The sequence below is a fragment of the Aeromicrobium chenweiae genome (genome assembly GCF_003065605.1).
Lineage (GTDB): Bacteria > Actinomycetota > Actinomycetes > Propionibacteriales > Nocardioidaceae > Aeromicrobium > Aeromicrobium chenweiae.
This window is the reverse complement of sequence record NZ_CP026952.1, coordinates 1,815,983-1,839,813: the sequence shown is the minus strand read 5'-3', so window position 1 is coordinate 1,839,813 and position 23,831 is coordinate 1,815,983. Positions and strand designations below refer to the sequence as shown.

The 23,831-nt window shown below is 70.3% G+C and carries 30 protein-coding genes; 8 read left to right on the top strand and 22 right to left on the bottom strand.

Annotation, left to right across the window (positions count from 1 at the left end):
* Nucleotides 1-235 precede the first annotated feature (235 nt).
* The gene (locus C3E78_RS08850; RefSeq protein ID WP_108577944.1) at nucleotides 236-709 is read right to left on the bottom strand and encodes a MarR family winged helix-turn-helix transcriptional regulator; all 474 of its coding nucleotides are present in this window, start codon (nucleotides 707-709) and stop codon (nucleotides 236-238) included.
* Between the two features lie 88 nt (nucleotides 710-797).
* On the opposite strand from C3E78_RS08850, the gene C3E78_RS08845 reads away from it, so the two are divergent.
* A complete protein-coding gene (locus C3E78_RS08845) occupies nucleotides 798-1,691 on the top strand; it encodes an alpha/beta fold hydrolase (protein WP_108577943.1) in 894 nt (297 codons plus the stop codon).
* 6 nt (nucleotides 1,692-1,697) lie between these two features.
* Here C3E78_RS08845 and C3E78_RS08840 read toward each other — a convergent pair whose 3' ends face one another.
* Nucleotides 1,698-2,306 (bottom strand): VanZ family protein, encoded by a 609-nt coding sequence (locus tag C3E78_RS08840; RefSeq protein ID WP_108577942.1) that lies wholly within the window; start codon nucleotides 2,304-2,306, stop codon nucleotides 1,698-1,700.
* Nucleotides 2,307-2,416: 110 nt separating this feature from the next.
* Between C3E78_RS08840 and C3E78_RS08835 the strand changes: the two genes are divergently transcribed.
* A complete protein-coding gene (locus tag C3E78_RS08835; protein WP_235833772.1) occupies nucleotides 2,417-2,752 on the top strand; it encodes a nuclear transport factor 2 family protein in 336 nt (111 codons plus the stop codon).
* Nucleotides 2,753-2,768: 16 nt separating this feature from the next.
* Here the strand turns inward: C3E78_RS08835 and C3E78_RS08830 are convergent, their stop codons facing one another.
* The 10 genes from C3E78_RS08830 to C3E78_RS08785 all read right to left on the bottom strand — a co-directional run bounded on the left by C3E78_RS08830 (nucleotide 2,769) and on the right by C3E78_RS08785 (nucleotide 11,851).
* A complete protein-coding gene (locus C3E78_RS08830; RefSeq protein WP_108577941.1) occupies nucleotides 2,769-3,848 on the bottom strand; it encodes an MSMEG_0565 family glycosyltransferase in 1,080 nt (359 codons plus the stop codon).
* Nucleotides 3,845-4,693, bottom strand: coding sequence for a carbon-nitrogen hydrolase family protein (locus C3E78_RS08825; RefSeq protein ID WP_108577940.1), 849 nt, complete (start codon nucleotides 4,691-4,693; stop codon nucleotides 3,845-3,847). Before C3E78_RS08825 ends, C3E78_RS08830 begins: the two co-directional genes overlap by 4 nt.
* 2 nt (nucleotides 4,694-4,695) lie before the next feature.
* Nucleotides 4,696-5,949 (bottom strand): MSMEG_0569 family flavin-dependent oxidoreductase, encoded by a 1,254-nt coding sequence (locus C3E78_RS08820; RefSeq protein ID WP_108577939.1) that lies wholly within the window; start codon nucleotides 5,947-5,949, stop codon nucleotides 4,696-4,698.
* Complete coding sequence (locus tag C3E78_RS08815; RefSeq protein WP_108577938.1) at nucleotides 5,946-6,242, bottom strand: MSMEG_0570 family nitrogen starvation response protein; 297 nt, start codon at nucleotides 6,240-6,242, stop codon at nucleotides 5,946-5,948. The genes C3E78_RS08820 and C3E78_RS08815 overlap by 4 nt, the downstream gene beginning before the upstream one ends.
* Nucleotides 6,235-7,086, bottom strand: a complete 852-nt coding sequence (locus C3E78_RS08810; protein ID WP_108577937.1) for a carbon-nitrogen hydrolase family protein — start codon at nucleotides 7,084-7,086, stop codon at nucleotides 6,235-6,237. Before C3E78_RS08810 ends, C3E78_RS08815 begins: the two co-directional genes overlap by 8 nt.
* A complete protein-coding gene (locus C3E78_RS08805) occupies nucleotides 7,083-8,534 on the bottom strand; it encodes an MSMEG_0567/sll0787 family protein (RefSeq protein WP_199906977.1) in 1,452 nt (483 codons plus the stop codon). The genes C3E78_RS08810 and C3E78_RS08805 overlap by 4 nt, the downstream gene beginning before the upstream one ends.
* Nucleotides 8,535-8,539: 5 nt before the next feature.
* On the bottom strand, nucleotides 8,540-9,631 hold the full coding sequence (locus tag C3E78_RS08800) for an MSMEG_0568 family radical SAM protein (RefSeq protein ID WP_108577935.1): 1,092 nt from the start codon (nucleotides 9,629-9,631) through the stop codon (nucleotides 8,540-8,542).
* A 34-nt stretch (nucleotides 9,632-9,665) separates the two neighbouring features.
* Nucleotides 9,666-10,190, bottom strand: a complete 525-nt coding sequence (locus tag C3E78_RS08795; protein ID WP_108577934.1) for an MSMEG_0572/Sll0783 family nitrogen starvation response protein — start codon at nucleotides 10,188-10,190, stop codon at nucleotides 9,666-9,668.
* 67 nt (nucleotides 10,191-10,257) lie between these two features.
* On the bottom strand, nucleotides 10,258-11,082 hold the full coding sequence (locus C3E78_RS08790; protein WP_108577933.1) for an amidohydrolase family protein: 825 nt from the start codon (nucleotides 11,080-11,082) through the stop codon (nucleotides 10,258-10,260).
* A 94-nt stretch (nucleotides 11,083-11,176) separates the two neighbouring features.
* On the bottom strand, nucleotides 11,177-11,851 hold the full coding sequence (locus C3E78_RS08785; RefSeq protein ID WP_108577932.1) for an SDR family oxidoreductase: 675 nt from the start codon (nucleotides 11,849-11,851) through the stop codon (nucleotides 11,177-11,179).
* Between the two features lie 162 nt (nucleotides 11,852-12,013).
* Here C3E78_RS08785 and C3E78_RS08780 point away from each other — a divergent pair, with 162 nt between their 5' ends.
* Nucleotides 12,014-13,162 (top strand): SGNH/GDSL hydrolase family protein, encoded by a 1,149-nt coding sequence (locus C3E78_RS08780; RefSeq protein WP_159085849.1) that lies wholly within the window; start codon nucleotides 12,014-12,016, stop codon nucleotides 13,160-13,162.
* Here C3E78_RS08780 and C3E78_RS08775 read toward each other — a convergent pair.
* The 4 genes from C3E78_RS08775 to C3E78_RS08760 form a co-directional block, all read right to left on the bottom strand.
* A complete protein-coding gene (locus C3E78_RS08775) occupies nucleotides 13,137-14,096 on the bottom strand; it encodes a hypothetical protein (RefSeq protein WP_108577930.1) in 960 nt (319 codons plus the stop codon). The genes C3E78_RS08780 and C3E78_RS08775 overlap by 26 nt on opposite strands.
* A 40-nt stretch (nucleotides 14,097-14,136) precedes the next feature.
* Complete coding sequence (locus tag C3E78_RS08770) at nucleotides 14,137-14,961, bottom strand: hypothetical protein (protein ID WP_108577929.1); 825 nt, start codon at nucleotides 14,959-14,961, stop codon at nucleotides 14,137-14,139.
* 234 nt (nucleotides 14,962-15,195) lie between these two features.
* Complete coding sequence (locus C3E78_RS08765) at nucleotides 15,196-15,615, bottom strand: hypothetical protein (protein ID WP_108577928.1); 420 nt, start codon at nucleotides 15,613-15,615, stop codon at nucleotides 15,196-15,198.
* 107 nt (nucleotides 15,616-15,722) lie between these two features.
* Nucleotides 15,723-16,244: a MarR family winged helix-turn-helix transcriptional regulator gene (locus C3E78_RS08760; protein WP_108577927.1), complete on the bottom strand. Its 522-nt coding sequence runs from the start codon at nucleotides 16,242-16,244 to the stop codon at nucleotides 15,723-15,725.
* Between the two features lie 118 nt (nucleotides 16,245-16,362).
* On the opposite strand from C3E78_RS08760, the gene C3E78_RS08755 reads away from it, so the two are divergent.
* From C3E78_RS08755 to C3E78_RS08740, 4 genes are all read left to right on the top strand, one after another.
* Nucleotides 16,363-16,995, top strand: a complete 633-nt coding sequence (locus C3E78_RS08755) for an FMN-dependent NADH-azoreductase (RefSeq protein WP_108577926.1) — start codon at nucleotides 16,363-16,365, stop codon at nucleotides 16,993-16,995.
* Nucleotides 16,996-17,053: 58 nt separating this feature from the next.
* Nucleotides 17,054-17,647, top strand: a complete 594-nt coding sequence (locus C3E78_RS08750; protein WP_108577925.1) for an LLM class flavin-dependent oxidoreductase — start codon at nucleotides 17,054-17,056, stop codon at nucleotides 17,645-17,647.
* Nucleotides 17,644-17,868 (top strand): hypothetical protein, encoded by a 225-nt coding sequence (locus tag C3E78_RS08745; protein ID WP_108577924.1) that lies wholly within the window; start codon nucleotides 17,644-17,646, stop codon nucleotides 17,866-17,868. Before C3E78_RS08750 ends, C3E78_RS08745 begins: the two co-directional genes overlap by 4 nt.
* A 138-nt stretch (nucleotides 17,869-18,006) precedes the next feature.
* Complete coding sequence (locus C3E78_RS08740) at nucleotides 18,007-18,885, top strand: fructose bisphosphate aldolase (RefSeq protein WP_108577923.1); 879 nt, start codon at nucleotides 18,007-18,009, stop codon at nucleotides 18,883-18,885.
* A 17-nt stretch (nucleotides 18,886-18,902) separates the two neighbouring features.
* On the opposite strand, the gene C3E78_RS08735 is transcribed toward C3E78_RS08740, so the two are convergent.
* From C3E78_RS08735 to C3E78_RS08715, 5 genes are all read right to left on the bottom strand, one after another.
* Complete coding sequence (locus C3E78_RS08735; RefSeq protein ID WP_108577922.1) at nucleotides 18,903-19,808, bottom strand: NAD-dependent epimerase/dehydratase family protein; 906 nt, start codon at nucleotides 19,806-19,808, stop codon at nucleotides 18,903-18,905.
* Between the two features lie 61 nt (nucleotides 19,809-19,869).
* Complete coding sequence (locus tag C3E78_RS08730) at nucleotides 19,870-21,294, bottom strand: glycosyltransferase (protein ID WP_108577921.1); 1,425 nt, start codon at nucleotides 21,292-21,294, stop codon at nucleotides 19,870-19,872.
* A gap of 68 nt (nucleotides 21,295-21,362) precedes the next feature.
* A complete protein-coding gene (locus C3E78_RS08725) occupies nucleotides 21,363-21,611 on the bottom strand; it encodes an Atu4866 domain-containing protein (protein ID WP_235833773.1) in 249 nt (82 codons plus the stop codon).
* Complete coding sequence (locus C3E78_RS08720) at nucleotides 21,608-22,429, bottom strand: helix-turn-helix transcriptional regulator (RefSeq protein ID WP_108577920.1); 822 nt, start codon at nucleotides 22,427-22,429, stop codon at nucleotides 21,608-21,610. Before C3E78_RS08720 ends, C3E78_RS08725 begins: the two co-directional genes overlap by 4 nt.
* 76 nt (nucleotides 22,430-22,505) lie before the next feature.
* Nucleotides 22,506-22,814 (bottom strand): winged helix-turn-helix transcriptional regulator, encoded by a 309-nt coding sequence (locus C3E78_RS08715; protein ID WP_199906976.1) that lies wholly within the window; start codon nucleotides 22,812-22,814, stop codon nucleotides 22,506-22,508.
* A gap of 18 nt (nucleotides 22,815-22,832) precedes the next feature.
* Between C3E78_RS08715 and C3E78_RS08710 the strand changes: the two genes are divergently transcribed.
* Nucleotides 22,833-23,213 (top strand): Rid family hydrolase, encoded by a 381-nt coding sequence (locus tag C3E78_RS08710; protein WP_108577919.1) that lies wholly within the window; start codon nucleotides 22,833-22,835, stop codon nucleotides 23,211-23,213.
* 49 nt (nucleotides 23,214-23,262) lie between these two features.
* Here C3E78_RS08710 and C3E78_RS08705 read toward each other — a convergent pair whose 3' ends face one another.
* The gene (locus C3E78_RS08705; protein ID WP_108577918.1) at nucleotides 23,263-23,802 is read right to left on the bottom strand and encodes a TetR/AcrR family transcriptional regulator; all 540 of its coding nucleotides are present in this window, start codon (nucleotides 23,800-23,802) and stop codon (nucleotides 23,263-23,265) included.
* Nucleotides 23,803-23,831: the final 29 nt, after the last annotated feature.

The following is a 23,831-nucleotide window of genomic DNA, read 5'->3' as shown; positions in this document are numbered from 1 at the left end:
TGTGTCGGGCGGTCCGATCGAGCAATGACGTGAACTTCTGGGTGAGAATCGTCGCACCCGGCAGCCATCCTGAGACCACATCGGACATCACGTTGGTTGGATCTGCGGGCCCGTCGAGTTTGGCGAGGAGCCCCTCGCGCCCTACCGGGTGACGCGCATCTGGCTGAGTGCGAGCAGATTGGGCGGCTTCAGCCAGGGTGATGGCTTCGGGGTTGCGAGGCTTCTCGAAGGCAGGTCAGACGCTGGGATCGGTCGCGACCCAGCCCGGCGAGCTGGGTCGCACCGTGTCCAGCCCGACGAGCGCGTCCAGGGCGTCCTCCACGGCGGCCAGCGCCACGGGACCGACCTGCTCCTCCCACCGGTCGCGAAGCCCGTCCATGATGCGCGCGCCGTCCGTCAGCATCGACCGGCCCCGATCGGTGACCAGGACCCGGGTCCGTCGCCGGTCCGCCGGATCGGCCTCACGCGACACGTAGCCGCGTTCCTCCAGCGCGGCGATCGTCTTCGCTGCGGCCTGCTTCGTCACGGCGGTCCTGCGGCCGAGCTCCGACGCGGTGTCCGCGCCGCCGAGGATCGCGCGCAGGGCGAAGTCGTGCACCGGTCGCACGTCCTCGTAGCCGAGCTCGGCGAGCTCCGAGGAGGCCGCGTCGACGAGGGTGCGGAATCCCGCCAGCAGGAGCAGCGCGACATCGGGTCCGGATCTGGGCACGGGATCAGGCTAGCGGCAGTCTTGTGATGGACAACCACATTGTCGTAGCGTGGGTAGACAACCACCTTGTCCAACCTCAGGAGGCTTCATGCCTGCCGTCTCCCCCATCGGCGCCACCGTGTCCGGCGCCACGCACCACCTCGACGACATCAACGGCGTCCCGCTGCACTACGTCACCGCAGGAGAGTCCGGCACGCCGTTCCTGCTGGTCCACGGCTGGCCGGAGACCTGGTACGCCTTCCACCGGCTGATCCCCCTCCTGGCCGAGCGGCATCGTGTCGTGGCCGTGGACCTCCGGGGATTCGGCGACTCCGGGACCGACGCCGCCACGTACGACGAGGCGACCATGGCCGAGGACCTCCACCAGCTGATCGAGCAGCTCGGGATCGGACCGGTCCACGTCCTCTGCCAGGACATCAGCGGCGGCGTCACGTTCCGTCTGGCCACCACCCGTCCGGACGACGTGCTGAGCTTCACGGGCATCGAGACGACCCTGGCGGGACACGGGCTCGAGATGCTCGCGGACGTCCTGCACGGCGGGTCCTGGCACGTCAGCGTCCTCGGCACGCCCGGCATCCCCTCGATGCTGCTGCCGGGCCACGAGCGCGAGCTGATCGCCGGCTGGGCGTACCCCATGATGACCGGGCCGAACGGCGGCATCAGCTCGAGCACGGTCGACGAGATCGTGCGGGCGTACTCGCGCGAGGACGCCTGGCGTGGCACCGAGGGCATCTACCGCCAGCTGTTCGTCGACGACGGCGAGACACGGGCCCGCGCCGAGGCGCATCCACTCCGCGTCCCGGTGCTCGCCGTGGACGGGATCAACCACCCGTTCACCGAGAGCACCCTGCGTCAGGTCGCGGCCGGCGACTTCACGTCCGTGACGATCGACGGCGTGGGACACCTGGTGGCCCAGGAGTCGCCGGAGCGGCTCGCCGAGGTACTGCTGTCGTTCGCCGGCACGGTCGACGGCGCCCGGTGACGCGGGCTACTGCCTGTCGTGCGCCCGTTCGGTGAGTCGCTCGACGCGCCGCGAGCCGCTCCCACGCCTCCCTGCGGGCCAGGTGGTGGCGGCGACCAACCGGGCCACCGGAGGCAGGAGCATCGCGGCGCGCAGGACCGCGTACCCGAGCGGGGCGCCGAGCGTGTTGGCCAGCAGGTCGTTGATGTCGGCCACGTGCCCGCCGTGCCCCGTGACGGAGTTGGCCAGCTGGACGGCCTCCATCGTCAGGCTCAGCACGAACCCGCACACGAGCACCCGCAGCGCGGAGTCCACGCGGGCCACGATCGGCAGCAGGACGCCCAGCGGGAGGAACACGACCACGTTCGTGAGCGCGTCGGCCAGCTCGTAGTCGCCCAGCGGTGCGAGGTTGAGGTAGACCGTCCAGGACTGCCCGTAGTCGTCGACCCGCCCGGTGTAGATGGGCAGGATCGTGTTGGCGACGACACCGACGCCGTACACGCAGACGACTGCGGCCACCAGGACCCTGAGCGCGGTCACCGCACCACGACGGTGCAGCAGCCAGAGCATGGCGGCGAACATCAACAGGCCGAGTGGCACCACGACCGGCAGCGTGGGGATCTGGTGGGTGGGCATCTCAGTCCTCGGTACGTCGACCGGCGTGCGGCCTCTCGGATCTCTTCGTCACCGGAGCCTAGTCGGACGAAACGGTGGAGACGTCGTGCGAAACGAGGTATGCAGGCCTCATGGACCAGATGAGCACCATCCCCGCAGCCATCGAGAGATTCGTCTCCGCCACCAACGACGGCGACACCGAGGCCTTCGTCGCGGCGTTCACCCCCGACGCCTACCTCAACGACTGGGGTCGCGAGTTCCACGGACGGGACGGCGTCCGGTCGTGGAGCTCGACGGACAACATCGGCGTGCAGTCCCACTTCGACGTCGTGAGCGTCGAGCAGCCCGACTCCCCCGGTACGTACGTCGTCGTGCTGCGCGTCAGCGGCAACGGCTACAACGGCACCGGCCCACTGACGTTCGTGCTGCAGGACGGGCTCATCGCGCGCCTGATCATCAGCGAGTGAGCCCTGCGGCGTCCGGTCACGTGCAGGTCGAGTACAGCTCGAGGTGGGCGGCCGCCGCTGCCTCCCACGTGTACGACGCGGCGAGGGCGCGACCGATCTCGGGATCGGGGGGATCCTCCAGCACCGAGGCGAGAGAGCCGGCCATCGCCATCGGCTCGGACGCGAACCGCACCGCTCCGCCGAACACCTCCCGGAGGACCGGCAGGTCGCGCGCCACGACAGGCACACCGGCCGCCAGGGCCTCCATCGCAGCGAGGCCGAAGCCTTCCTTGGTCGACACGAACGCCATGGCCGATGCCGCGGCGACGAGCGCGGGGAGCTCCTCCTCGTCCACGACCCCGAGCATCACGTGATCGACCCCGAGCTGGGCGGCACGCCGCTCGAACGCGGCCCGGTAGTCGCGGTAGTCGAACAACGTCTCACCGCCCGCGAACACCAGCCTCACGTCCGGGCGCCGGCGACGCATCAGGGCGTACGCCTCGAGCAGGTCGATGCTGCCCTTGCGGGGCTCGATGCCGCCCAGCGCCAGGACGTACGGACCCAGCGTGTCGCTCCAGGCCGCCCGCCGCTCTGCCCCGTGGGGGCCGGCGGCACGGGCGAACCGCTCCGCGTCGACGCCGTTCGGGATCACGGTGGGGCTCAGCCCCCAGCCGGCCTTGACCTCCGCGGCGACCGACTCCGAGACGCAGACGTGCCCGATCGGGTCGACGACGGCACGTTCGTGGCAGGCGGCGAGGGCCGGGGTCGTGAACGTGTCGAGGTGGTGGATCGTTCGCAGGCACGGCAGCGCGGCGTTCGCGCTGATGCAGTCCTGCGCGTGGACGACGTCGTACGCGTCCGGCGTGAAGGCGTCCCGCAGCACCGCGATCGACCGCTGGATGCGCGCGCCGACGTCCTCCCCGGGCTGCTCGGGAAACGGCACGGCGTGGACACCGACGGCCGGGTCGACGGGACGGTAGAACGTGGCGTCTCCCCCGCGCCCCAGCGTCCACACGTCGACGTCCGCGCCGGCACGGCTGAGCGCCTCCGCGAGGGCCAGCGTGTGCACGACGCCCCCGCGCGGCTTGGTCGAGTACGTCAGCAGCGCGATCCTCACAGCTCCTCCCGGAGGGAACCCACGTAGCTGGACGGGGCGCGCTCCTTCAGGTGGTGCAGGATGCGCCGGGATCGCGCGATCTCGCCCTCGACGTCGATCTCGGCGACCGCCAAGGCACCCTTCGACCACGTCCTCGCCAGCACGTCACCACCGGGACCGACCACCTTGGCCTGGCCCAGGAAGCGCAGCCCGCCCATCACCCCGGTCTGGTTGGACGAGACCCACACGATCTGGTTCTCGGCCGCACGTGCGCTGTCGTAGAGGTCGAACAGCCGCGACTGACGGTCCTGCGGCATCCGCGAGGCGCGGTCGGTGACGCTCGCCGGCCACGCCGACAGGCAGGCCACGATGTGCGCCCCGTCGAGGGCGAGCGACCGCGCCGCCTCGGGAAACGTCTTGTCGTAGTCGATGAGCATGCCGATCCTGCCGACCGGCGTGTCGAAGGCAGCGAGCTCCTCGCCCGCGCGGTACGCCAGCGCCTCCCCCGCGGGCTGGTGCACCTTGCGGTGCCTGCCGAGGACGCCGTGGCCGTCGACGCAGAGCGCGGAGTTGTAGTGCACGACGTCCCCGTCCGCCCGTGCCTGCTCGGTGTAGCCGAAGCAGACCACCATGTCCCGGGCCATCGCCACCACGCGTCCGACCTCGACCGAGTCCTCGGCGAGCGCCGGCGGCAGGGCGTCCGCATCGGGATGTCGGAGGTCCGTCAGGTAGCCCCCGAGCGTGGCGTCGGGGAAGACCAGCAGGTCGGCCCCGGCCGCCCGGGCGTCAGCGACGATCCCGGCCATCTTCTCGAGGGAGCGCTCGATGTCGCGCCCGAAGTGGGCGGCGACCGACGCCAGGCGCACGGCTAGCGATCTGCCGGCGCGGGCCGGCGCGCACCGACGATGCAACGGAACACGTGCTCGGCGTCCCGGGCGATGCCGGCGAACCGGCCCGATCCCCAGGTGTGCATCCACGGCAGCCCGAGGAAGTACAGGCCGGGCACCGACGTGACACCGCGCGTGTGCGTCGGCGCCGCGGACCCGTCGAACACGCCGACCTTGACCCATCGGTAGTCCGGCCGGTAGCCGATCCCCCACACGATCGAGGTGATGCCGGCGTCCGCGAGGTCGAGCAGCCGTGGCTCGTGATCGGGCGCCCAGACCGGGACGTACTGCCGGCCAGGAGGCGCGTCGATGCCTTCCCGCTCGATGTAGGCGTCGATGTCGCGGCAGATCGAGTTGTAGACCGCGTCCGCGGCGTCGAGGGACCTGGCGACGGTCGGCTCGAACGACAGCCGGGTGCCCTCGGCCCCGGACATCAGGCCGTAGAGCCGCATGCCCTCGTGGGCGAACTGGCGCAGGTCGATGTCGCGACCGCCGTCACGACCGGTGACGTAGTGGTTGGTCTTCTCCCGGGCGGCACGACCGCCGGGGTACTGCTGCACGGGCGTGTCGTAGAGTCCCATGTCCGCGAGCCACGTCATGCAGTCCCGCCCGCGGTAGACCCGTGCGACCCGGGGCGCGTCGCCGAGCGCCAGGTGCACCGAGCGTCCTGCGAGGTGCAGGTCCTCGGCGATCTGGGCGCCCGACTGTCCCGATCCCACCACCAGCACCTCGCCGTCCGGCAGCTGATCGGCGTTGCGGTAGTCGGCCGAGTGCAGCTGGACGATCGACGGGTCGATCGCCGCGGCGAACGGCGGCACGATCGGCAGGTGGTACCCGCCCGTCGCCAGCACGACGTTCTCGGCCTCGAGGACCTCCCCGCCGTCCGGGCCGTCGAGGGTCAGGACGAATCCGCCGCCTTCACGCTCGGTCAACGAGGTCACGGCGGTGTGCTCCCGCACCGGCGGGTCGAAGCTGGCCGCGTACCCCGCGAGCCAGTGCGCGACCTGCTCGCGGTTCATGAAGCCGTCCGGGTCGTCGCCCTCGTAGGCGTAGCCGGGCAACCGGCAGTGCCAGTTGGGGGTCACCAGGGTGAAGTTGTCCCACCGCCGGTCGGTCCACTCGTGGGCGATGGTGGAGGCCTCGAGCAGCACGTGCTCGACGCCCTCCTGCGTGAGGAACCAGCTGACCGACATGCCGGCCTGGCCGGCGCCGACGATGGCCACAGGGATGCTCATGAGCCCTCCAGGGTGGGTTGCATGTCGAGGACCTCGACGCTGTCGTGCGGGGCGAAGGCCGCGGCACTCCGCTCGATGCGCTCGCGCGAGGCGGCGGACGCCGAGCAGGTGAAGCCGTACTTCACCCGGACGCGCTCGCTGGCCTCGCCGAGGGCGACGGATGCGCGCTTCACGAAGTCGTCGACCCGGTAGGTCGAGCCGACCTGCAGGTGGTCGTGCATCACCAACGAGGGCGAGTAGCACTCCGCCACCCGGCCGTCGGGCCAGCGGACCGTCACGGTCATCTCAGGCATGGACCGCCACCTCCGCCCCGTAGGTGTCGGGACGACGGTCGCGGAGGTGGAACATCGCACGCCGTGCCGTGGCGAGGGCGTCCCCCACGTCGACGGCCGCGACGGCGAGCCCAGCGTCCGCGCCCGTCGTGGCAAGCACGTCACCACCGGGGCCGACGACCTTGGCGTGGGCGACGAACCGCATCGAGCCGAAGGTGCCGACCTGGTTCGCCGCGACCCACACGATCTGGTTCTCCAGAGCCCGCGCCTGGTCGAACAGGTTGAACCGCTTGGTCCACCGGTCCTCCGCGATGTCCGCGGCGCCGGCCGTCCGGGACGACGGCCACGCCGAGATGCAGGCGACGATCTCGGCGCCGTCGAGCGCCAGCTCACGGGCCGCCTCGGGGAACGCCTTGTCGTAGCAGATCAGCATCCCGAGTCGTCCGACCGGAGTCTCGAACGTCCGGAAGGTCTCCCCCGCCTCGTAGTAGAGGTTCTCCCCGAGCGGCTGGTGCACCTTGCGGTGCACGCCGATGACGCCGTCACCGGTCACCGCTGCGGCACTGTTGTAGCGGGTCCCTGCATCGGCCTCGCAGAACCCCAGCACGATCGTCATGTCGCCCGCGATCTCGGCGACCTTGGCGAGCTCCGGCCCGTCGAGGTCGATGATCGGGGGCAGCGAGTCCGCACCGGGGCCGTCGGTGTGCAGGGTCGACAGGTATCCGCCGAGGGTGGCCTCAGGCAGCGCGAGGAGCCGGACGCCCTGGTGGCGGGCGCGCTCGGCGAGGCTCTCGATCTGCGCGAGGTTCTGGTCGAGGTCGCGGCCGAAGCTGGCAGCTGCCGCGGCCATGGGGGTGATCGTCATGGGTGGGGGCCTTCCTTGAGGGGCCGGGTGGCGGGTCCGAGCCCGGTCACGGGGTCGGCGATCGCGGGGGTCACGAGGCCGTCGGGCCAGCGCAGGTCGACGCCCCGACCGTCCGTCAGCCGTCCGCAGACTGCGGTGTCGACGTGGGCGGGGAGCGCTGCGCGGGCAGGGGCGCGTTCGGCGGTGACCATCGCGAATCCGGGGAAGCAGGTGAGCCAGTCGCCGGCCGAGGCGTCGTCCGGCATGGGGATCCGGTCGACGTCGAGGACCGCCTTGCAGCCGCTGGCCTCCGCGAGCATCCCGGTGGTGCCGACGACCCCGGTCATGCTGATGTCCTTCGCGGCCGTCGGGCGCAGGGCGGGCACGACGGACGCGAGGGCCCGCAGCTCGTCTGCACCACGGTGGGAGGACGAGTCCCACTGCGAACCGGTGTAGCCGGGGCGCCACTGACCACCGAGGTCGGCGGTCAGCCGCAACGACTCGCCGGGACTGGCGCCACCGCCCGCCACTGGTCGGTCGGTGCGGCCGAGCGCCGTCACGCTGAGCGCCGCCGGCACGCCGAGCTGTGTGTGTCCCCCGAGAACGGGGACGCCCCAGGCCTGCGAGGCGGTCCGCAGCCCACGGAACACCCGCCGGGCGAACGAGGCGTCGCGTGCCCCGACGGCGTCCAGCAGGCCGACGGGGGTCGCACCCATCGCGGAGAGGTCGTTGAGGTTCACGAGCACTGCGCACCAGCCGGCCCACTCGGGGTCGCGCTCGACCATCGAGGGGAGGATCGCGTCGCAGGCCGCCACGAGGTCGGACCCGGGCACCGGGGCGGCGTCGTCACCGACGAAGCCGCTGCCACCCAGGCCCGCGGCGTCCGGCGCGTCGCTGCCGAGACCCTCGAGGAGTGCGCCGAGCGCGGCCTTGGTCGCACGCGCGAGCCGCTCCACGCGGTCGATCCGCCACAGCATGTGGACGTGCGGGCGTCCGTGGACGTCGACCGTCGACACCGTCGACCAGCCGATCCGCCGGAACATGGGCTCGTTCTGGGCCTGGACCGTCGCGTCGAAGCGCAGGGCGCCCTGGGCCTCGGCCCGGGCGCAGGCGGCACGAACCAGCGCTCCGCCGATGCCGGCGTGCGTCCGGGCCGCCGCGCTGACCGCCAGACGGCTGCCCGTCCACCAGCCGATGTCGCGACCCTCCACCGCGGGCGCGATCCGGACGCCGCCGAGCAGGGTGCCGTCGGTCGTCCGGGCGACGAGGACGATCGTGCGGGGGTCGTCATCGACGCGGTCGCCGTCGTCCCGCGCGAAGATTCCCTGCTCGGCGACGAACACCTCGCGCCTCAGCGCGCGGTACTCGTCGAGCTCGGCGCGGGTCTCCGCCTGGGAGACCACGAAGGTCGGAGCCGGTGCCGGTCGGAGGCCCGTGAGGATGCCGCGGTCGAGGTCGGTGATCGTCATGGGATCTATGCCCCTTCGCTCTGCAGCACGCTGCACGCGCCGCACGCGGCGCATCCTGCGGCCTGGTCGGAGCCGTGCATCCCCGCCGCCATCAGTGCGTGGGCGACGCGACGGGTCACGTCCTGCAGCACCTGGGCGGGTGGGGGCGGGACGCCGTCGACGTCGGTCGCGAGGGTTCCGGCCAGGGGACGGAACGGCACCACGAAGGGATAGACCCCCATGTCGATGAGCTCCTGTGCGGCGGCCACCATCTCGTCGGGGTCCTCTCCCAGTCCCACGAGCAGGTACGTCGAGACCTGGTTGTGCCCGAACACCCGGACGGCCTCGCGCCAGGCGGCGCGGTACTCGTCGAGCGGCACGGACGACTTGCCGGGCATCCAGCGGCGGCGGATGTCGTCGTCCATCGACTCCACGTGGATGCCGATCGACCGGGCGCCGGCCTCGTACAGGTCGGTGATGGTCCGCAGGTCCGCCGGCGGCTCGCACTGCACCTGGATCGCGAGGTCGGGCAGCACCTCGCGCACGGCCCGCACACACCGGGCGAGGTGGGTCGCGCCGCGGTCACGTCCGTTCGACGTGCCCGTCGTCATCACCATCTGGGTGATGCCGTCGAGCTCGTACGCGGCCCTGGCCACCTCGGCGATCTGGGCCGGCGTCTTCACCGCGATCGTCGAACCGGCCTCGAGCGACTTCTCGATCGCGCAGAAGCGGCACCGCTCGGCCTCGGCGTAGCGCACGCACGTCTGCACGACGGTTGTGGCCAGCACGTTGGCCGAGTGCAGGCGGGCGATCTTCTCGTACGAGACGCCCTCCGCCGTCCGCAGGTCGTAGAACCGGGGACGACGCACCGGCTCCACGCCGAGACCGGTGTCGGCCCCGTCGAGCAGGAGACGTCCTCGGTTGATCGTGAACGGGCTGTCGGGGTTGATCGGGATCGCCGTCCCGACGCCCCCGAGCAGCACGTGACCGTCGTCGCTCGGGCCCGCGCCCGACTGCCGGCTCACCGGCGCGTCGAGCAGCCGGATGCCCTGGATGGCGACATCGACCCGGGTGCTGGAGCGGACGGCGGCGGCTCCCCCGCAGCTCGGCGCGTTCATGACTGGTCCTCGTCCCCTGCTCGTCCGGCCGCGATCAGAGGTTGTAGACCGAGTTGATGATGGCGCCCTTGCGGGCGTAGTGGATGACCGCGTCCTGGACGTCGAGCGGGTGGCACGGGATGACGCCCTCGATCAGGTCCTCCTCGCGGATGCCGTGCAGCGCCAGGCCGAACCGGCAGCAGAACACCGTGCCACCCTCGGCGATGTACGTCTCCAGCGAGGCGTTCATGTTCAGCTCCCCCGGGAACCCGGCATCACCGGTGGTCGGGAAGCCGCGGTTCGCCGAGCACGCGAGCGCGCCGGGACCGTAGAAGTAGATCGCGGTCTCGAAGCCCTTGCGGAGGGCTCGGGTGGCCTGCAGGATCGCGACGAAGCTGACCGACGACTCGTGCGGGATGCCGTGGATCAGCGTGAAGTACGACTGACCCTCCTCGGCCTGGTAGTCCGGGAAGATCTTGGTGGACCCGTAGATGTTGGTGCCCTGCGGCAGCGAGGGGTGCTGGATCTCGGCGATGCTCGCCTCGATGTTCGCGGCGATCTGGTCGTCGAACTGGGTCATGTCGTCTCCTGTGCGGTGGGGTGGGGGTCCTGCGCTGGCCGATGGGGGCCAGGGATCGTGGGAGTCATCAGCCGTAGAGGCGTTCGAAGTTGCCGCGGAAGAACGCGTGCGCGAGCTCGGGGTCCTTGGCGACCGCGGACAGCCGCGCGTACTCGCCCTCGAAGTCGCCCCACGGGCAGTCGGTGGCGAACAGGATCCGGTCCTCGCCGATGCCGCGCCTCTCGATCTCCTGCACCAGCCACACCGGCGCGAAGCCGATCGTCCAGCTGGTGTCGGTGTAGACCTGCTTGCCCGCCTCGATCCAGTCGAAGAGCCGACCGCCGATGAGCTTCATGTGCCCGCTCATCCCGCCGCCGAGGTGGACGAGGTGGATCTTGGTGTCGTCGCCGTACCTGTCGACAAGCGTGCCCACCTGGTCGATGTCGGACGCAGCACCGGGCGACGTGTGCACGTGCACCACCAGGTCGTGCTCGGCGGCGGTCGTGAAGATGCGGTCGATCTGCTCGGCGCAGTCGGGGTCGGTGGGACTGCCACCCAGCAGGAAGCTGGTCTTGAGCGCCTTGACGCCCGCCTCGCCGACCAGGCCGAGCGCCGCATCGTTGCGGGCGGAGTCCGACGCCTTCGGCGAGACCCACAGGCCGCAGCTGACGCGGTCGTCCTTCTGGGCTGCCTCGATGGCCAACGGGTTCAGGTCGAAGGCCGCGTCGGGGACGGGCACCCCGTAGTTCGGCAGCACGAGGGCGCGCTCCGTGCCCTCACGGTCGAGGTCCGCGAAGAACGCCGCGACGGTCTCCTTGGCGGTCACGTCGGCACGGATGGCCGGTCCCCCGTAGAAGGGGAATTCCGGCAGGGCACCGATGTGGCGGTGGCTGTCGAGCACGCGCTGCGTCATGGATCAAGTCAGCGCCCTGGATGTTTCCGGGTGGTCACATCCGGAACAAAGGGCTGTAAGGAGCCCGTTACCGCGTGTTACGCGCCCTCGGCTGTCATCCCTCGTACGGGATCTCGGCCCGCCAGGCGTCCGGATCCTGTGCCGCGGCGGCGAAGATCGCCTGTGCCACGCGATCCGGGGTGAACGGGCCTGCCGCGGCCAGCGTGCCGCGCACCGTGACGGAGACTGCCCTGATCCCCTCAGGACGCAGCTGCGCATCGAGACTCTGCACCAGGTTCCGGACGCCGGCCTTCTGCACACCCAAGGAGGCCGCGGCCGGGGACGGTCGATCGGCCGCCATGCTCCCGGTGACGGTGATGCGGGCACCGGAGGACATGAACGGACGCGCGGCCTGCACCGAGGTGAGGAGGGCGCCGACTCCCAGGGCGACGTCGGAGAGCAGCTCGTCGACCGAGAGACTCAGCGGGTTCTTCGGCCGGTACGCGCTGGGGTTGAAGTGCAGGACGTCGATCCGACCGAACGCCTCTCCCAGCCGGGTCACCGCCGCCGTCGCTGCCTCGACGTCGGTGACGTCGACCACTTCAGGACGCACCTGCTCCTCGTCCGTCGCGATGCCGGCAGCCAGCTCGTGGACGGTCGTCCGACTGCGACCGACCAGACCGACGCGGTAGCCGTGCTCGGCGAACAGCCGGGCCACCGAGCCACTCACGCCGGGACCCGCAGCGACGACGACGATCACGGGTTGCTTGACGGTGGGCGCGAGGGACATGGTGCCTCCTGACGACAGGGCTGTGAGCCACCACTTTGCCACTGCCAGCGAGCCCGCCGGGCTGTGACGCAGATCACTATCAGCCATTGACTTCGGTGTGCCCGTGCACTTTCATACCCGGAGGCGACACCGTGTTGCCGGGTGATGCCCCGGGAGATGACGATGAGGCGAACGGCGACCGCGGTTCTCGCGATGACGGTCCTGGCGACGACGATGACCGCGACGGGCGCTGGCGCCGCCGTCACGGTCTACGACAAGGGCCCGGGGGGCGAGCGGTACGTGGCGATGGGCGACTCGGTCGCCGCCGGGCCGATCCTGCTGCCGCAGCGTCCCGGCGGGCCTCCTTGCTACCGCAGCGAGAAGAACTTCGCGACGCTCACCGCCGGCGCTCTCCGCGTCCGCCAGTTCATCGACGCCACCTGCTCGAGCGCCACGATCGACAACATCACGAAGCCGCAAGGCTCCGAGCCGGCGCAGATCGACGCGGTGAGCCGCGAGACCACGATGGTGACCGTCGGCCCCATCGGCGCGAACGACGCCGGGATCGTCAGCACGGTCAGCGGCTGCATCAACCCGGTGGCCGCCGGGTGCAAGGAGCGTGACGGCCAGACCGTCCACGACAAGATCGAGGCGACCCGCCCCGAGCTCGCTGCGGCTCTCGCGGCGATCAAGAAGAAGGCTCCCCGCGCGGCCATCGTCGTGGTCGGCTACGGCCTGTACATCCCGCCGCGCGGCTGCCCACTGGTCCAGCCGCTCACGTCATCGGACGCCGACTACATCCAGGGCCTCGTCGACCACATGAGCCGCGTGCTGCGTGATGCGGCACGTTCCGCGAAGGTGACGTTCGCCGACCTCCGGGCCACGCCGGGCAGCATCGATCACACGGCGTGCGCGGCCCCCGGTCAGCGCTGGATCGAGGGACTCGTCCCGCTCAGCGGCGACGGAGCGATCCCGTTCCACCCCACCGCGATCGGCATGAAGGCCGTGGCACCGACGGTCACCGCAGCCGGACGCCGGGCAGCCGTGCAGCGCAACCGCACGATCGTCAAGAACCTGCGCGGCCAGGCCGCGTGCCGGGGCTCGAAGGTGCGCCTGCGCGTCCTCGCCAAGGGCGGCCCGGTCGTGCGGGCCGACTTCAGGGTGGGCAGGAAGCTCCTCGGCCGCGACAGGTCGGCGCCCTTCACGCTGTACACGTCGAGGAAGGCGCTCAAGAAGCGGTCGGGCAAGCTGACGGCTCGGGTCACGCTCAGGCTGCCGGACACCGCCGGCACCTACACCGTCAAGATCAGCCGGCCGCGCTGCTCGCGGTGATCCAGCGGCGGGACGGTGTCGGCGGCTGGATCGTGCCGTCCGCCTTGCCCTGGACCACCGTGAACTTCGTGACGACGTCACCGGACGGGAAGCGCATGGTGACGATGATGGTCTGCCCGACCTCGACGTCGCTGGCGCGGACGTAGTCGCGGTCCCCCCGGGCCCCGTCGTCGGTGTACGGCGCCTGCCCGAGGTAGGTCTTCTTGCCAGCCTGCGCCCCCACACCGGATGGTCCGCCGGTCGCTGTCTGGTGGAGGTACTCGATGTCCGCGCCCTGCGACGTCACGGCGGTGGGGCGCAGGCTCGTGAAGTCGTCGACCGTCGAGGTGATCCAGCCGCTGGCATAGGCCTTCTTCTGGCCCGGCACGACGACGAACTTCGCCTCGTGCACCGTGATGTCCGGGTTCGGACCGTTGTTCACGACGTCGCCGTCTGCCGTCGTGCGCGCGACCACAGGAGCACCGAAGGTCGCGTTCGGGCCTGACTGGATGCCGTCGTGGCGACGGGACTGCAGCGTGACCGGGAGCGTCGAGCCGACCTGGACCCGGTCGCTGAACCGGATCCGGTAGTCGTCCCCGGGGCCGCTGATCCTCGTCGGCTCGCCGGGCTTCAGCGCCACGGTCGGCCGTGCAGCATAGAGCAGGAGGACTGGTGCATCGAGATCGTCCGGTTGGCCGGCCGCGGCCCAGGTGATCTCCAGCGGGTTCTTCGTGTGGTTGACCAAGGTGGCCGACAGCGTCGCGGTCCCGTCGTCATTCATCACGAAACGGGGCTGCTTCGCCTCGAGCTCGGGGACCGGCGCGGCAGCGTGGGTCGTCCGTGGCGGCGAGGCCGTCGACGACGTGCCGGACATGACAGCACTCCCGGCCACGCCCAGGATGATCCCGCCGGCGACGCTCGCTGCGACGACGGTGGCGACGGTCCACTTCTTCACGATGGGGATCCTCCTCCTTCCAGGAGGTCACGTCACGGGCTCAGCCCAGAGGAGGCCCGAACCAGCCGGGTCGAGGAGCCGGACGGGACGGGTCGCGCCGCGTGATCCGATCGATCGCAGCCAGCGCGTCAGGCTCCCCGAGCTCGCGTCGACGTTCGGGGTGGTCGCGGTAGTGCAGCAGCACCGCGTACGTCTCCCACAGCCCGAGCGCGAGGTGGGTCGTGGCGATCAGCGGGATCGGCTCGGGGTCGCGCAGCAGGATGCCGAGTCGTTGGACGTCCAGGCGTGGCCAGGTCGGACTCGGCAGCCCGATCCTCAGCTCGGACCACGGCAGCCGGAGCCCCAGCGGACGGACCAGGACGGCCTCCGGGGTGAGAGTCACGGTCAGCCGGCGCCGCGCCTGCACGACGATCCACAGTCCCGTGGCCAGGGCGCCGATCCCGACCAGCATCGGGATGAACCTCCAGCGCAGGTCGGACATCGTCAGGGACAGGACCAGCGGGACCAGCCCCCCGACCATGAACGCGAGGCCGAACACCATCAGGTGGGCGCGGTTCTCGACCAGCAGCACCCCGCCCTCGACGCGCCGCGGGGTCGGTCGCCTGCGCAGCGCGGCTGCTCGCGCCGGCCCGAGCAGCAGGACCGGCACGAGCACGGCCACGCCGATCGCTCCGAGGGCAGCGTCCGTGGCGTCGTCCCGTAGCGCGCCGGCGAGGAGCAGGGCGAGGGCGCCGGCGGCGAGCACCCCCAGCAGCACTCCGGTACGGCGCAGGGTGCGCGCGTCGTCCTCGAGAGCGGCGCGGCACAGCGAGTCGACCTGCTGGAGGTGAGGATCACCGACGGATGCAGGGAACCGATCGGTCATCCGAAGATCTTTCGGATTCCTGACGTGAGCTTGCCGGCGCCGCCCTTGACGATGCCGCCGCCGGTCCACGTCTTCGCGTTCTTCAGCACACGAATGCCCCCCGGTCCATGTTCTGGACGAGCGTAACCGGCTGTCACGGATGGTGCACCCCTGCTGACGCGTCGTGCGGTGAGACACCACGAGGACGAGATCCCCCGTGGGATCCCGTCCTCGTGGCGGCAGTCGCTGCGCAGGTCAGCTGTTCGGCTCGCCGCCGAGCACCAGCAGCACCAGGTCGTCACCCTTGTCAGCCACCTTCAGGACGTACTCGGCGCCCTGGACGTTGACCTCGAACGTGCCGTCCCCGGACCGGTATGCGTGGTAGGCGGACTCGCCGTCCGCATGCGTCAGAGGCAGACCGTACGTGGTCTTGACGTTGCTCACGAAGGCATCGACACGCTCGTCGGAATCGACGAGCACGGCGTCGGTCGAGCAGACGAACGCCGCCACCGCTGCGGCGAACGCGACCACCAGCACCCCACCCGCGGCCCGCGAGCGGTTCTTCAGGAACAGGTGCAGGGCAGCCGCGACGCCGATCACGACCAGTGCCACTGCCACACCCACCAGGGCGGTGGACAGATCGTCGTGACCGCCGGCGGTGAACACGTTCTTCATGGGGATAGGAACCTCTCAGTACGTTGGATAGCCGTCGTCGACGGTAGCGGGTGGGACGGAGCCCGCCGTGACGCGGGCCCGGCCGGGCGCCGACGATCTGGCCCCCCTTAGCGCTCGGGCGACGCGTCCGGGTCCTGCTGCGCGAACGACTGGTCGACCAGCTCCATCGTCTCCGGCGAGGTCACCAGCATGATCTTGCGCAACGCGTTCTCGAGCTGGCCGAGCTCGGCGGGGGTCAGCACGTCCACGACGAGCCGGCGCACCTCGGTGACATGCCCCGGGGCCGCCTGCACGACCTTCGCGTGACCCTCGTCGGTGAGCACAGCCTCGACCGCTCGCGAGCTTCCTTCCGCGGTGCGGCGCTGCACCCAGCCGGCGCGCTCCATGCGCGTGATGGCGTGCGAGAGACGCGACGGCGAGCCGTACGAGAACGACGCGAGATGCGACATCTTCATGGCCCGGCTCGGCGTCACCGACAGTGCGGCCAGCACCGAGTACTCGAAGAAGCTCAACGACGAGTCCCGCTTGAGCTGGTCCTCCACCGCGTTGGGGAGAGCCGTCAGCGCCGCGTTGAGGACCAGCCAGCTGTGCAGCTGCGGCGGTGACAGCCAGGGGACGTCGTCAGTCATGGGGCGAGCATAGCCGGGAGTTGAACATTCAACATCGGGTGCCATGATGGAAATCGAGTTGAACGTTCAACTCAAGCATTCGGCGCTGACCGCGTGCTCACCACTGAGGAGAAACCACATGACCCTTCTGCGCATCGACGCCACCATCCTCGGCCCGCTCTCGTCGAGCAGCGAGCTGGCCGATCTGGTCCTGGCGGCGTGGACCGCCGAGCACCCCGACGAGACCGTGGTGACGCGCCACCTCGGCACCGATCCGCTGCCCTCGGACGTGTGGGCGACCGCCATCGACGGCAACCACACGCCCGAGGACCAGCGCACGGACGCGCATCGCGCGGCGCAGGCCGTGACGAAGGAGCTGCATGAGGAGCTGGTCTCCGCCGATCACGTGGTCCTCGCGTTCCCGCTGTACAACTGGGGCGTCTCGCAGCACGTCAAGACCTGGATCGACCTGGTCCTGGCCGGTGGCGAGGTGGGCGAACGCATCCTGGAGGGCAAGCCGGTGGTCCTGCTCGTCACGCGGGGCGGCAGCTACGCGCCCGGCACGCCCAAGGAGGGCTGGGACCACAGTGTGGGCTACCTGCGACGGGTCCTGGACGAGGTGTGGGGTGCCAACCTCACGGTCGTCGAGCGGGAGTTCACCCTGGTCGGCATCAACCCGGCCCTGGACGAGTTCGCCGAGCTCGGGGCCGAGCTCAAGCGCGCCGCGCACGAGGCCGCCACCACCGCCGGCAAGGCGCTCGCCACCAGCTGACCACCGCCGCCCGCGCCTGCCCCGGCAGGCGCGGGCGCGTCACCCGGAGGAGAGCACCATGACCACCCTCGAGCTGGGCATCGACACCTTCGGGTGCGTGCCTGCGAACGATGCCGGAGCCCTCGTCTCACAGGCCGCTGCCATCCGGCAGGTGGTCGACGAGGCGGTGCTCGCCGACGAGCTCGGCGTGGACGTCATCGCGCTGGGCGAGCACCACAGGCCGGAGTTCTCGATCTCCACACCGGAGACGGTCCTGGCCGCCATCGCCGGCCGTACGTCGCGCATCAAGCTGGCCTCGGGTGTGACGGTGCTCAGCACGGACGATCCCGTCCGCGTCTTCCAGCGCTTCGCGACCGTCGACGCGTTGTCCGGCGGCCGGGCCCAGGCGATCCTCGGGCGGGGCTCCTTCACCGAGTCGTTCGCGCTGTTCGGACACGACCTGCGCGACTACGACACGCTGTTCGAGGAGAAGCTGGACCTGTGCGTCGAGCTGCTCGACGAGCAACCGGTGACCTGGAGCGGCAGCACCCGGTCGGCCTGCACTCCCCCGGATTCGTCGCCGACACGGACGAGGAGGCCCGTGAGCTGTTCTACCCGGCGTTCAAGGTCTACCGCGACCGCATCGGGTCCGAGCGCGGATGGCCATCGATGAGCCGGGCCGGATTCGACGCCGAGATCGCCAACGGCTCCTACTACATCGGGTCGCCCGAGACGGTGGCCCGCAAGATCGCCGCCACCGTCCGAGCGCTGGACGTGGCGCGCTTCGACATGATCTACACCGCGGGCGCGCAGTCCATCAGCGCGAGGACCAGGTGTGTCGAGCTGTTCGGCGCGAAGGTCGCGCCGATGGTCCGGGACATCCTGGCCGGCTGATCCCTCACGCTCACGGAGCCTGCTGGCGCCAGCTGAACGCGGCGGTCGGCCGCGGCCCTGAATCGCGGGCAGTTGCTGGATCCACGGGCTACCGTTGGGTCCGTCGGCGACAACGAGTCCGCATGGGAGCGTGAGCGTATGAACGACGAGCAGCTGAGTCGGGTGCGTGGAGGTGGAGGATTCTTCGCCGCCCTGGACCAGAGCGGCGGGAGCACCCCGAAGGCTCTCGAGGCGTACGGCGTGGCGCCGGACCAGTACTCGTCCTCGAGCGAGATGTTCGACGTGATGCACACGTTCCGGGTGCGCATCGCCACGTCGCCGGCCTTCGACGAGCGGATCCTGGGCGCGATCCTGTTCGAGGACACGATGCACCGCGACATCGACGGGACCCCCTCGGCACGCTACTTGTGGGACACGAAACGGATCGTCCCGTTCGTCAAGATCGACAAGGGGCTCGTCGACCGGTCCGACGACGTCCAGGTCATGGCCCCCATCGACGGCCTCGACATGCTGCTCGTCCAGGCGCGGGACCATGGCATCTTCGGCACCAAGGCGCGCTCGGTGGTGCACGGGGCGAGCCGGTCAGGCATCGCATCCATCGTCGCGCAGCAGTTCGAGATCGGTGAGCAGGTGCTGGCCGCAGGTCTGGTGCCGATCCTCGAGCCGGAGATCTCCGTCGACAGCGACACGAAACAGGAGGCCGAGTCGCTCATGCTCGAATCGATTCTCGAGTCGCTGGAGAACGTCTCGGCACCCGTCCTGCTCAAGCTGACACTCCCCGAGGTGACCGGTTTCTACGAGCCGCTGGTTCACCACCGCAACGTCCATCGCGTGGTGGCACTCTCCGGCGGCTACAGCCTCGACGAGGCCACCCGCCGGCTCGCGGCCAACCACGGCGTCATCGCCAGCTTCTCACGCGCACTGACCGGGGCGCTTCGCATCGACCAGAGCGACGAGGAGTTCAACCGGGTGCTGGACGAGACCATCGAGAAGATCGCGGAGGCGTCCCGCACCTAGAGGTCATCGGACCACCGTCAGTCGCCGCCCGCACCGGGGTCGGCAAGCACGTCCCGCCAGGAGTGTCGCGGCTCGAACCCCAGCAGGTCGCGGGCCTTGTCGATCGCGTAGAAGGTCTCGTCCCGACCCATCTCACGTCGTACCGGCACACCGTCGTAGAAACGGTCGCGGATCTCCTCCGTCGTCGAGGCCACGGACATGTCCGCGTTGGCGACGTTGAAGACCTCGTAGCCGAGCCCGTCCGTCTCGAGGCATCGCTGCACCATCTGGCCGAGGTCGCGGGCGTCGATGTAGGCGAACAGGTTGCGGCGTCGCAGCGATGGGTCCTGGAGGAACGCGGGGAAGATCTCGGCGTACTCGTGCGGCTCGATGACGTTGTTGATCCGCAGGCCGTAGACGTCCGTCCCGGTACGCGCCTGGAACGACCGCGCCGTGACCTCGCCGGCCACCTTCGACATCGCGTAGGCGTCCTCGGGCACCGTGGGGTGCTCCTCGTCGACGGGCACGTAGAGCGGGCGGCGATCGCCCTGGGCGAAGCAGACCCCGTACGTCGTCTCGGAAGAGGCGAACACGATCTTGCCCACTCCCAGCCGGGTCGCGGCCTCCAGCACGTTGTAGGTGCTGAGGACGTTCGTCGCGTACGTCGCAGTGTCCGAGGTCAGCAGGATCCGCGGTACCGCCGCGAAGTGCACGACCGCGTCGTACGCGGGCTTCTCGGGCAGGTCCAGCTCCTCGAACGTCGCCAGCCCCGCGAGCGCCGAGTAGGTCTCACCGGCATCGGTGAGGTCGACGCGCAGGTCGGCCACCCCCGGGTGACCCAGCGGGGCGAGATCGACGTTGGTGACCTGATGGCCCTGCTCGGCGAGGTGAGCGACGACGTGCTTGCCGGCCTTGCCGCTGCCGCCGGTGAAGAAGATGCGCATGCTCCCCGCAGTACCCCGCTACGGGTCCTCAGACGCTCCGGCGGTGCAGGTCACACGGCGGCTACTCCTGCAGCAGCTCGCTGAACAGGTCGACGTACTGGATGAGGTTGCGGTCGCCGAGGTACCGGTCGCGCACTGTCCCGCCGGCCGCGTCACCGAGGCGCTGAGCCAGGTGATCGTCGTCGAGCACCCTGGCGATCAGATCCGTGAAGCCGGCCAGGTCGGCCGGATCGGCCAGCAGCAGGCCGTCCGCCCCGTCGGTGATCTGGTCCTGGATCCCACCGACGGCGGAGGCGACCACCGGCCGGTTCTTCCACATCGCCTCGGTGACCGTCAGTCCGAAGCCCTCGACGAGGCTCTTCTGCACGACGACGGAGGCATGCCGCTGCAACGCGTTGACGAGGTGGGCGTTCTCGCCCACGTCATCCATCGGCAGCGCCACCAGGTGCACGCGTTCGCGAGCGTCGACCGGCAACGTCTTCCAGAGATCGACACACTCCGCGAGCACCTCGGCCCCTTCTGGGTCGTCGCCGACTCCCGACGCCTCGGGCCCCACCAGCATCAGGTGCGTGTCGCTCGGGAGCTCGCGCAGACCGGCGGCGAAGGCGGTCAGCACCCCTGCCATGTCCTTGAGGCGGTCCCACCGGCTGACCTGGAGCACCACGCGCACGTCAGCGGGCACCTCGTCGCCCGCTGCGAAGAGGCTCCTGTGTGCCCGCACCGTGCCCGCGGTGCCGTCACGCCGGTCGAAGGCCAGATTGCCGTGATCGGCCGGACCGGTCACCAGGGCCGCCTGGCGGAGGACCGCATCGACGTCCCCCGGCGGCAGGTCGACGTTCTTGGTGCTGAACGGGTCGAGCGACGGCGGGATGATCCGTGAGCGTCGCCGGTCCAGCCACCGAGGACCGTAGGCCTCGCGGGAGAAGACCGTGGCCTGTGCGACGCTGACATAGGGCTCCAGGAAGCTCCAGCCGAGGTCGGTGAGCTCGGTCGGGTTGTCCCGGCCGATGTGACAGCGCCACACGACGTGGGCACCCACCGCCCGCAGCCCTGCCGCAAGACCTGCGGTCTGCGGGTCGTGCAGGAGCACGATGTCGCCCGCCCGCACCAGCGACCTCAGGGTCTCGAAATTGTCGGCGAGGACGGATTCGTACTCGTCGCGCTCCGCGTCACCCAGCGGGCCCCCGTCGCCGGGCACGCCGTGCAGCACGTTGTGCAGCCGCTTGGTCAGCCGGAAGTACCCGGGGCTCCCCTCCAGGACCAGCCAGCGCGTGTCGATCCCTGCACCGCGCGTGTACGACAGCAGCGTCGTGAGCATCTCCGCGACACCGCCGCCCGAGGCCGTCGAGCTCACGTTCCACACGACGCGCCCGTCGAGGATGCGCCGCGCCAGGGCCGCACTGGCCTCGAGCCGCTCGGCACGTTCCGGGTCCATCAGGTGCGCGAGCCGCTCCACGGACATCGGGTCGATGTGAACTTCGCGCATGACCGATGCTCTCACCCGACGGTGCGCGGTGCACGAACGCAGCAGGTCAGCTAGCTGCTCACCTGCTCCTACTGTCGATGGAGGACGAGATGCTCGTGATACAGGACTCCGTCCCTCACATCGCCGGTGGCCGTGAACCCGCTGTCGTCGACGTAGTCGATGTGCGTGCCGGTGACGGTGTAGCTGCCGGTGTAGGCGCTCTGGCGGTCACCGCGGGCCTCGTCGTAGCGGCCGTCCGGCAGCAGCTCCTGGCGGATGTGCCCGTCGGCGGTGACCCACATGCCGACGACGTCGGGCCGTGCATCGGGCCGGGTCACGCGAGTGACGCCGCCAGGGACCCGAGCAGCTTCAACGACTCGGCGCTGGGGGTGTCCGCGGCGGCGCGGTAGACGATGAGCTGCTGGGACGGCGCGCTCCGCACGTCGAACGTTTGGTAGGTCAGCTCGACGATCCCCACCTGCGGGTGCCGGAAACGTTTGGCCTCCCCGGTCTTCCCGCGCACCCGCCCGCCCGACCACATCGCTGTGAACTCAGGGCTCGCAGCACGAAGGTCACCGACGAGCTCGAGAAGCCGAGCGTCCTGCGGTGCGAAGCCTTCCGCCATCCGGAGAGTCGCCACCGTTGCTTCAGCCACGTCGCGCCAGTCGGGATACAGGCTCCGTGTGCCGATGTCGAGGAAGATCCGCTCGACCAGGTTCTCCGACGGCTCGAGGCCGATGAGCAGGACCCTCGCGATCGCATTGCAGGCGAGCACGTCCAGTGTCCGGTTGACGACGATCGCGGGATTCATCGGCCAGTCGTCCAGGAGCTGGAGCAGTTCTGGGTCGACCACGTCGCACGACCTCGACACGCGTGGCGGAATGGCGGTGCCCGCCAGCCGGAACGCGTGCGCGCGTTCGTCGTCGGACCAGCCGAACACGCGGGCCAGCGCATCCAGGACGGACGGCGACGGGTGCCGCTCGCGTCCCTGCTCCAGACGCGTGTAGTAGTCGACGCTCACGCCGGCGACCATCGACACCTCCTCGCGGCGCAGCCCCGGGACGCGGCGCTGCCCGTAGGAGCTGATGCCGACGTCCGCCACCTGCGTCCTGTCGCGGCACGCCTTCAAGAACGCCCCGAGCGTCGCTGTCGTCATGCCATCACCGTAGAGGCCCGGGGCCGGCCGCTGCCTGGGTGCAACACACCCCGGCAGCAGGCGTCGTGGGTGCCGGCTACTGCGCGTCGTAGCGTGCTCGGGCCTGCTCGATCTGGGGCATCTGCGCTGCCGCCCGGGCGAGCAGCACGTCGACAGGTTCGCGCATCGTCTTGCCCAGGGCGGTGATTCGGTACTCGACGGCGACTGGTCGCGACCCGAGGACCTCTCGCTCGACGATGCCGTTGCGCTCGAGCCGTCGCAGCGTCGCGCTGAGCGACTTCTGGGTCACGGCGGGGATCGCGCGCCGCAGCTCGTTGAACCTGCACGGCCGCTCGCACAGCTCGCGACCTACCGACCACCGCTTGGAGATCTCGATGACCGTCACCCTTTCCACCCCCCGGGCATGATGCAGCCCACCCCGTACCACCACGTCGCAGTTGGCACCGGCAGCCGCCACGTCCACGTGAGCGGGCAGATCGCACGGCTCGCCGACGGGACGCCGGTTGCCCCCGGCAACCTCGCCGACCAGGTGTCCCAGGCGCTGCGGAACACCGCCATCGGCCTGGCCGGCGCCGGTGCCGGCTTCGCGGACGTGCTGCGGCTGACCTTCTACGTCACGCACTGGACCCCGGACCGGATGGGTGAGCTCATGGCCGGTATCGAGCACGTCGCCGCGGAGATCGGGCTTCCTCTGCCGATGCCTCCGTCCTCGCTCATCGGCGTCGAGATCCTGTTCGAGCCTGATGTCCTCGTCGAGGTCGAGGCGACCGCGATCCTGGACTGACCGGCGCGCACTCACTACCGAGACGAGGTCGACCCACTGACGGTTGCGCTCAACGCGGCCCGTCCAGGGCCAGGCGAAGGACCGCACGCTGCTCCGCCTCCGGAAGAGGGTGCATCAGGAGACCCTCGATCGCGAAGACTCCCAGTCGTGTCATCGGGACGACCTGCTCCTCGGGGATGCCCGACTGCCTGAGACCGTCAGCCAGGATCTCGTTCGTGACGGCATGGAAGCCGTCGTGCCACGCCTCGACGACTGGCGAGGTGGTGGCCAGCGCGTGGACCGTCGTGACCAGCTTGGCCCGCTCGTCGAGACGGCCGACCACCCACAGGAGGCGGTCGACCAACGGTGTCTCGGCTTGCTCGTCGACACCGTGCAGCGCCTCGGCGAGCAGGTGGTCGAGGACAGCGACCAGCAACGCTTCCTTGCTCTCGAAGTACCAATAGATCGTGTTGGTCGTGACGCCGGCAACCTTCGCGACGCTGACGAGTGAGGTCTTCTCGAAGCCGACGTCGGTGAACAAGGTGGCCGCCGCGGCGACGATCTCGGCCGATTTCTCCTCGCGATCGCGGGGTCGTCGGTTCCGAGGCATGCGTCACTCTATCTTGCACGTCGATCAAG

Coding starts and splice junctions, on each gene's coding strand:
- C3E78_RS08845 (WP_108577943.1), top strand. CDS start 798: ATGCCTGCCGTCTCCCCCATCGGCGCCACCGTGTCCGGCGCCACGCAC.
- C3E78_RS08840 (WP_108577942.1), bottom strand. CDS start 2,306: ATGCCCACCCACCAGATCCCCACGCTGCCGGTCGTGGTGCCACTCGGC.
- C3E78_RS08835 (WP_235833772.1), top strand. CDS start 2,417: ATGGACCAGATGAGCACCATCCCCGCAGCCATCGAGAGATTCGTCTCC.
- C3E78_RS08820 (WP_108577939.1), bottom strand. CDS start 5,949: ATGAGCATCCCTGTGGCCATCGTCGGCGCCGGCCAGGCCGGCATGTCG.
- C3E78_RS08815 (WP_108577938.1), bottom strand. CDS start 6,242: ATGCCTGAGATGACCGTGACGGTCCGCTGGCCCGACGGCCGGGTGGCG.
- C3E78_RS08810 (WP_108577937.1), bottom strand. CDS start 7,086: ATGACGATCACCCCCATGGCCGCGGCAGCTGCCAGCTTCGGCCGCGAC.
- C3E78_RS08805 (WP_199906977.1), bottom strand. CDS start 8,534: ATGACGATCACCGACCTCGACCGCGGCATCCTCACGGGCCTCCGACCG.
- C3E78_RS08800 (WP_108577935.1), bottom strand. CDS start 9,631: ATGAACGCGCCGAGCTGCGGGGGAGCCGCCGCCGTCCGCTCCAGCACC.
- C3E78_RS08795 (WP_108577934.1), bottom strand. CDS start 10,190: ATGACCCAGTTCGACGACCAGATCGCCGCGAACATCGAGGCGAGCATC.
- C3E78_RS08790 (WP_108577933.1), bottom strand. CDS start 11,082: ATGACGCAGCGCGTGCTCGACAGCCACCGCCACATCGGTGCCCTGCCG.
- C3E78_RS08785 (WP_108577932.1), bottom strand. CDS start 11,851: ATGTCCCTCGCGCCCACCGTCAAGCAACCCGTGATCGTCGTCGTCGCT.
- C3E78_RS08780 (WP_159085849.1), top strand. CDS start 12,014: ATGAGGCGAACGGCGACCGCGGTTCTCGCGATGACGGTCCTGGCGACG.
- C3E78_RS08770 (WP_108577929.1), bottom strand. CDS start 14,961: ATGACCGATCGGTTCCCTGCATCCGTCGGTGATCCTCACCTCCAGCAG.
- C3E78_RS08765 (WP_108577928.1), bottom strand. CDS start 15,615: ATGAAGAACGTGTTCACCGCCGGCGGTCACGACGATCTGTCCACCGCC.
- C3E78_RS08760 (WP_108577927.1), bottom strand. CDS start 16,244: ATGACTGACGACGTCCCCTGGCTGTCACCGCCGCAGCTGCACAGCTGG.
- C3E78_RS08755 (WP_108577926.1), top strand. CDS start 16,363: ATGACCCTTCTGCGCATCGACGCCACCATCCTCGGCCCGCTCTCGTCG.
- C3E78_RS08750 (WP_108577925.1), top strand. CDS start 17,054: ATGACCACCCTCGAGCTGGGCATCGACACCTTCGGGTGCGTGCCTGCG.
- C3E78_RS08745 (WP_108577924.1), top strand. CDS start 17,644: ATGAGCCGGGCCGGATTCGACGCCGAGATCGCCAACGGCTCCTACTAC.
- C3E78_RS08740 (WP_108577923.1), top strand. CDS start 18,007: ATGAACGACGAGCAGCTGAGTCGGGTGCGTGGAGGTGGAGGATTCTTC.
- C3E78_RS08735 (WP_108577922.1), bottom strand. CDS start 19,808: ATGCGCATCTTCTTCACCGGCGGCAGCGGCAAGGCCGGCAAGCACGTC.
- C3E78_RS08730 (WP_108577921.1), bottom strand. CDS start 21,294: ATGCGCGAAGTTCACATCGACCCGATGTCCGTGGAGCGGCTCGCGCAC.
- C3E78_RS08720 (WP_108577920.1), bottom strand. CDS start 22,429: ATGACGACAGCGACGCTCGGGGCGTTCTTGAAGGCGTGCCGCGACAGG.
- C3E78_RS08710 (WP_108577919.1), top strand. CDS start 22,833: ATGATGCAGCCCACCCCGTACCACCACGTCGCAGTTGGCACCGGCAGC.
- C3E78_RS08705 (WP_108577918.1), bottom strand. CDS start 23,802: ATGCCTCGGAACCGACGACCCCGCGATCGCGAGGAGAAATCGGCCGAG.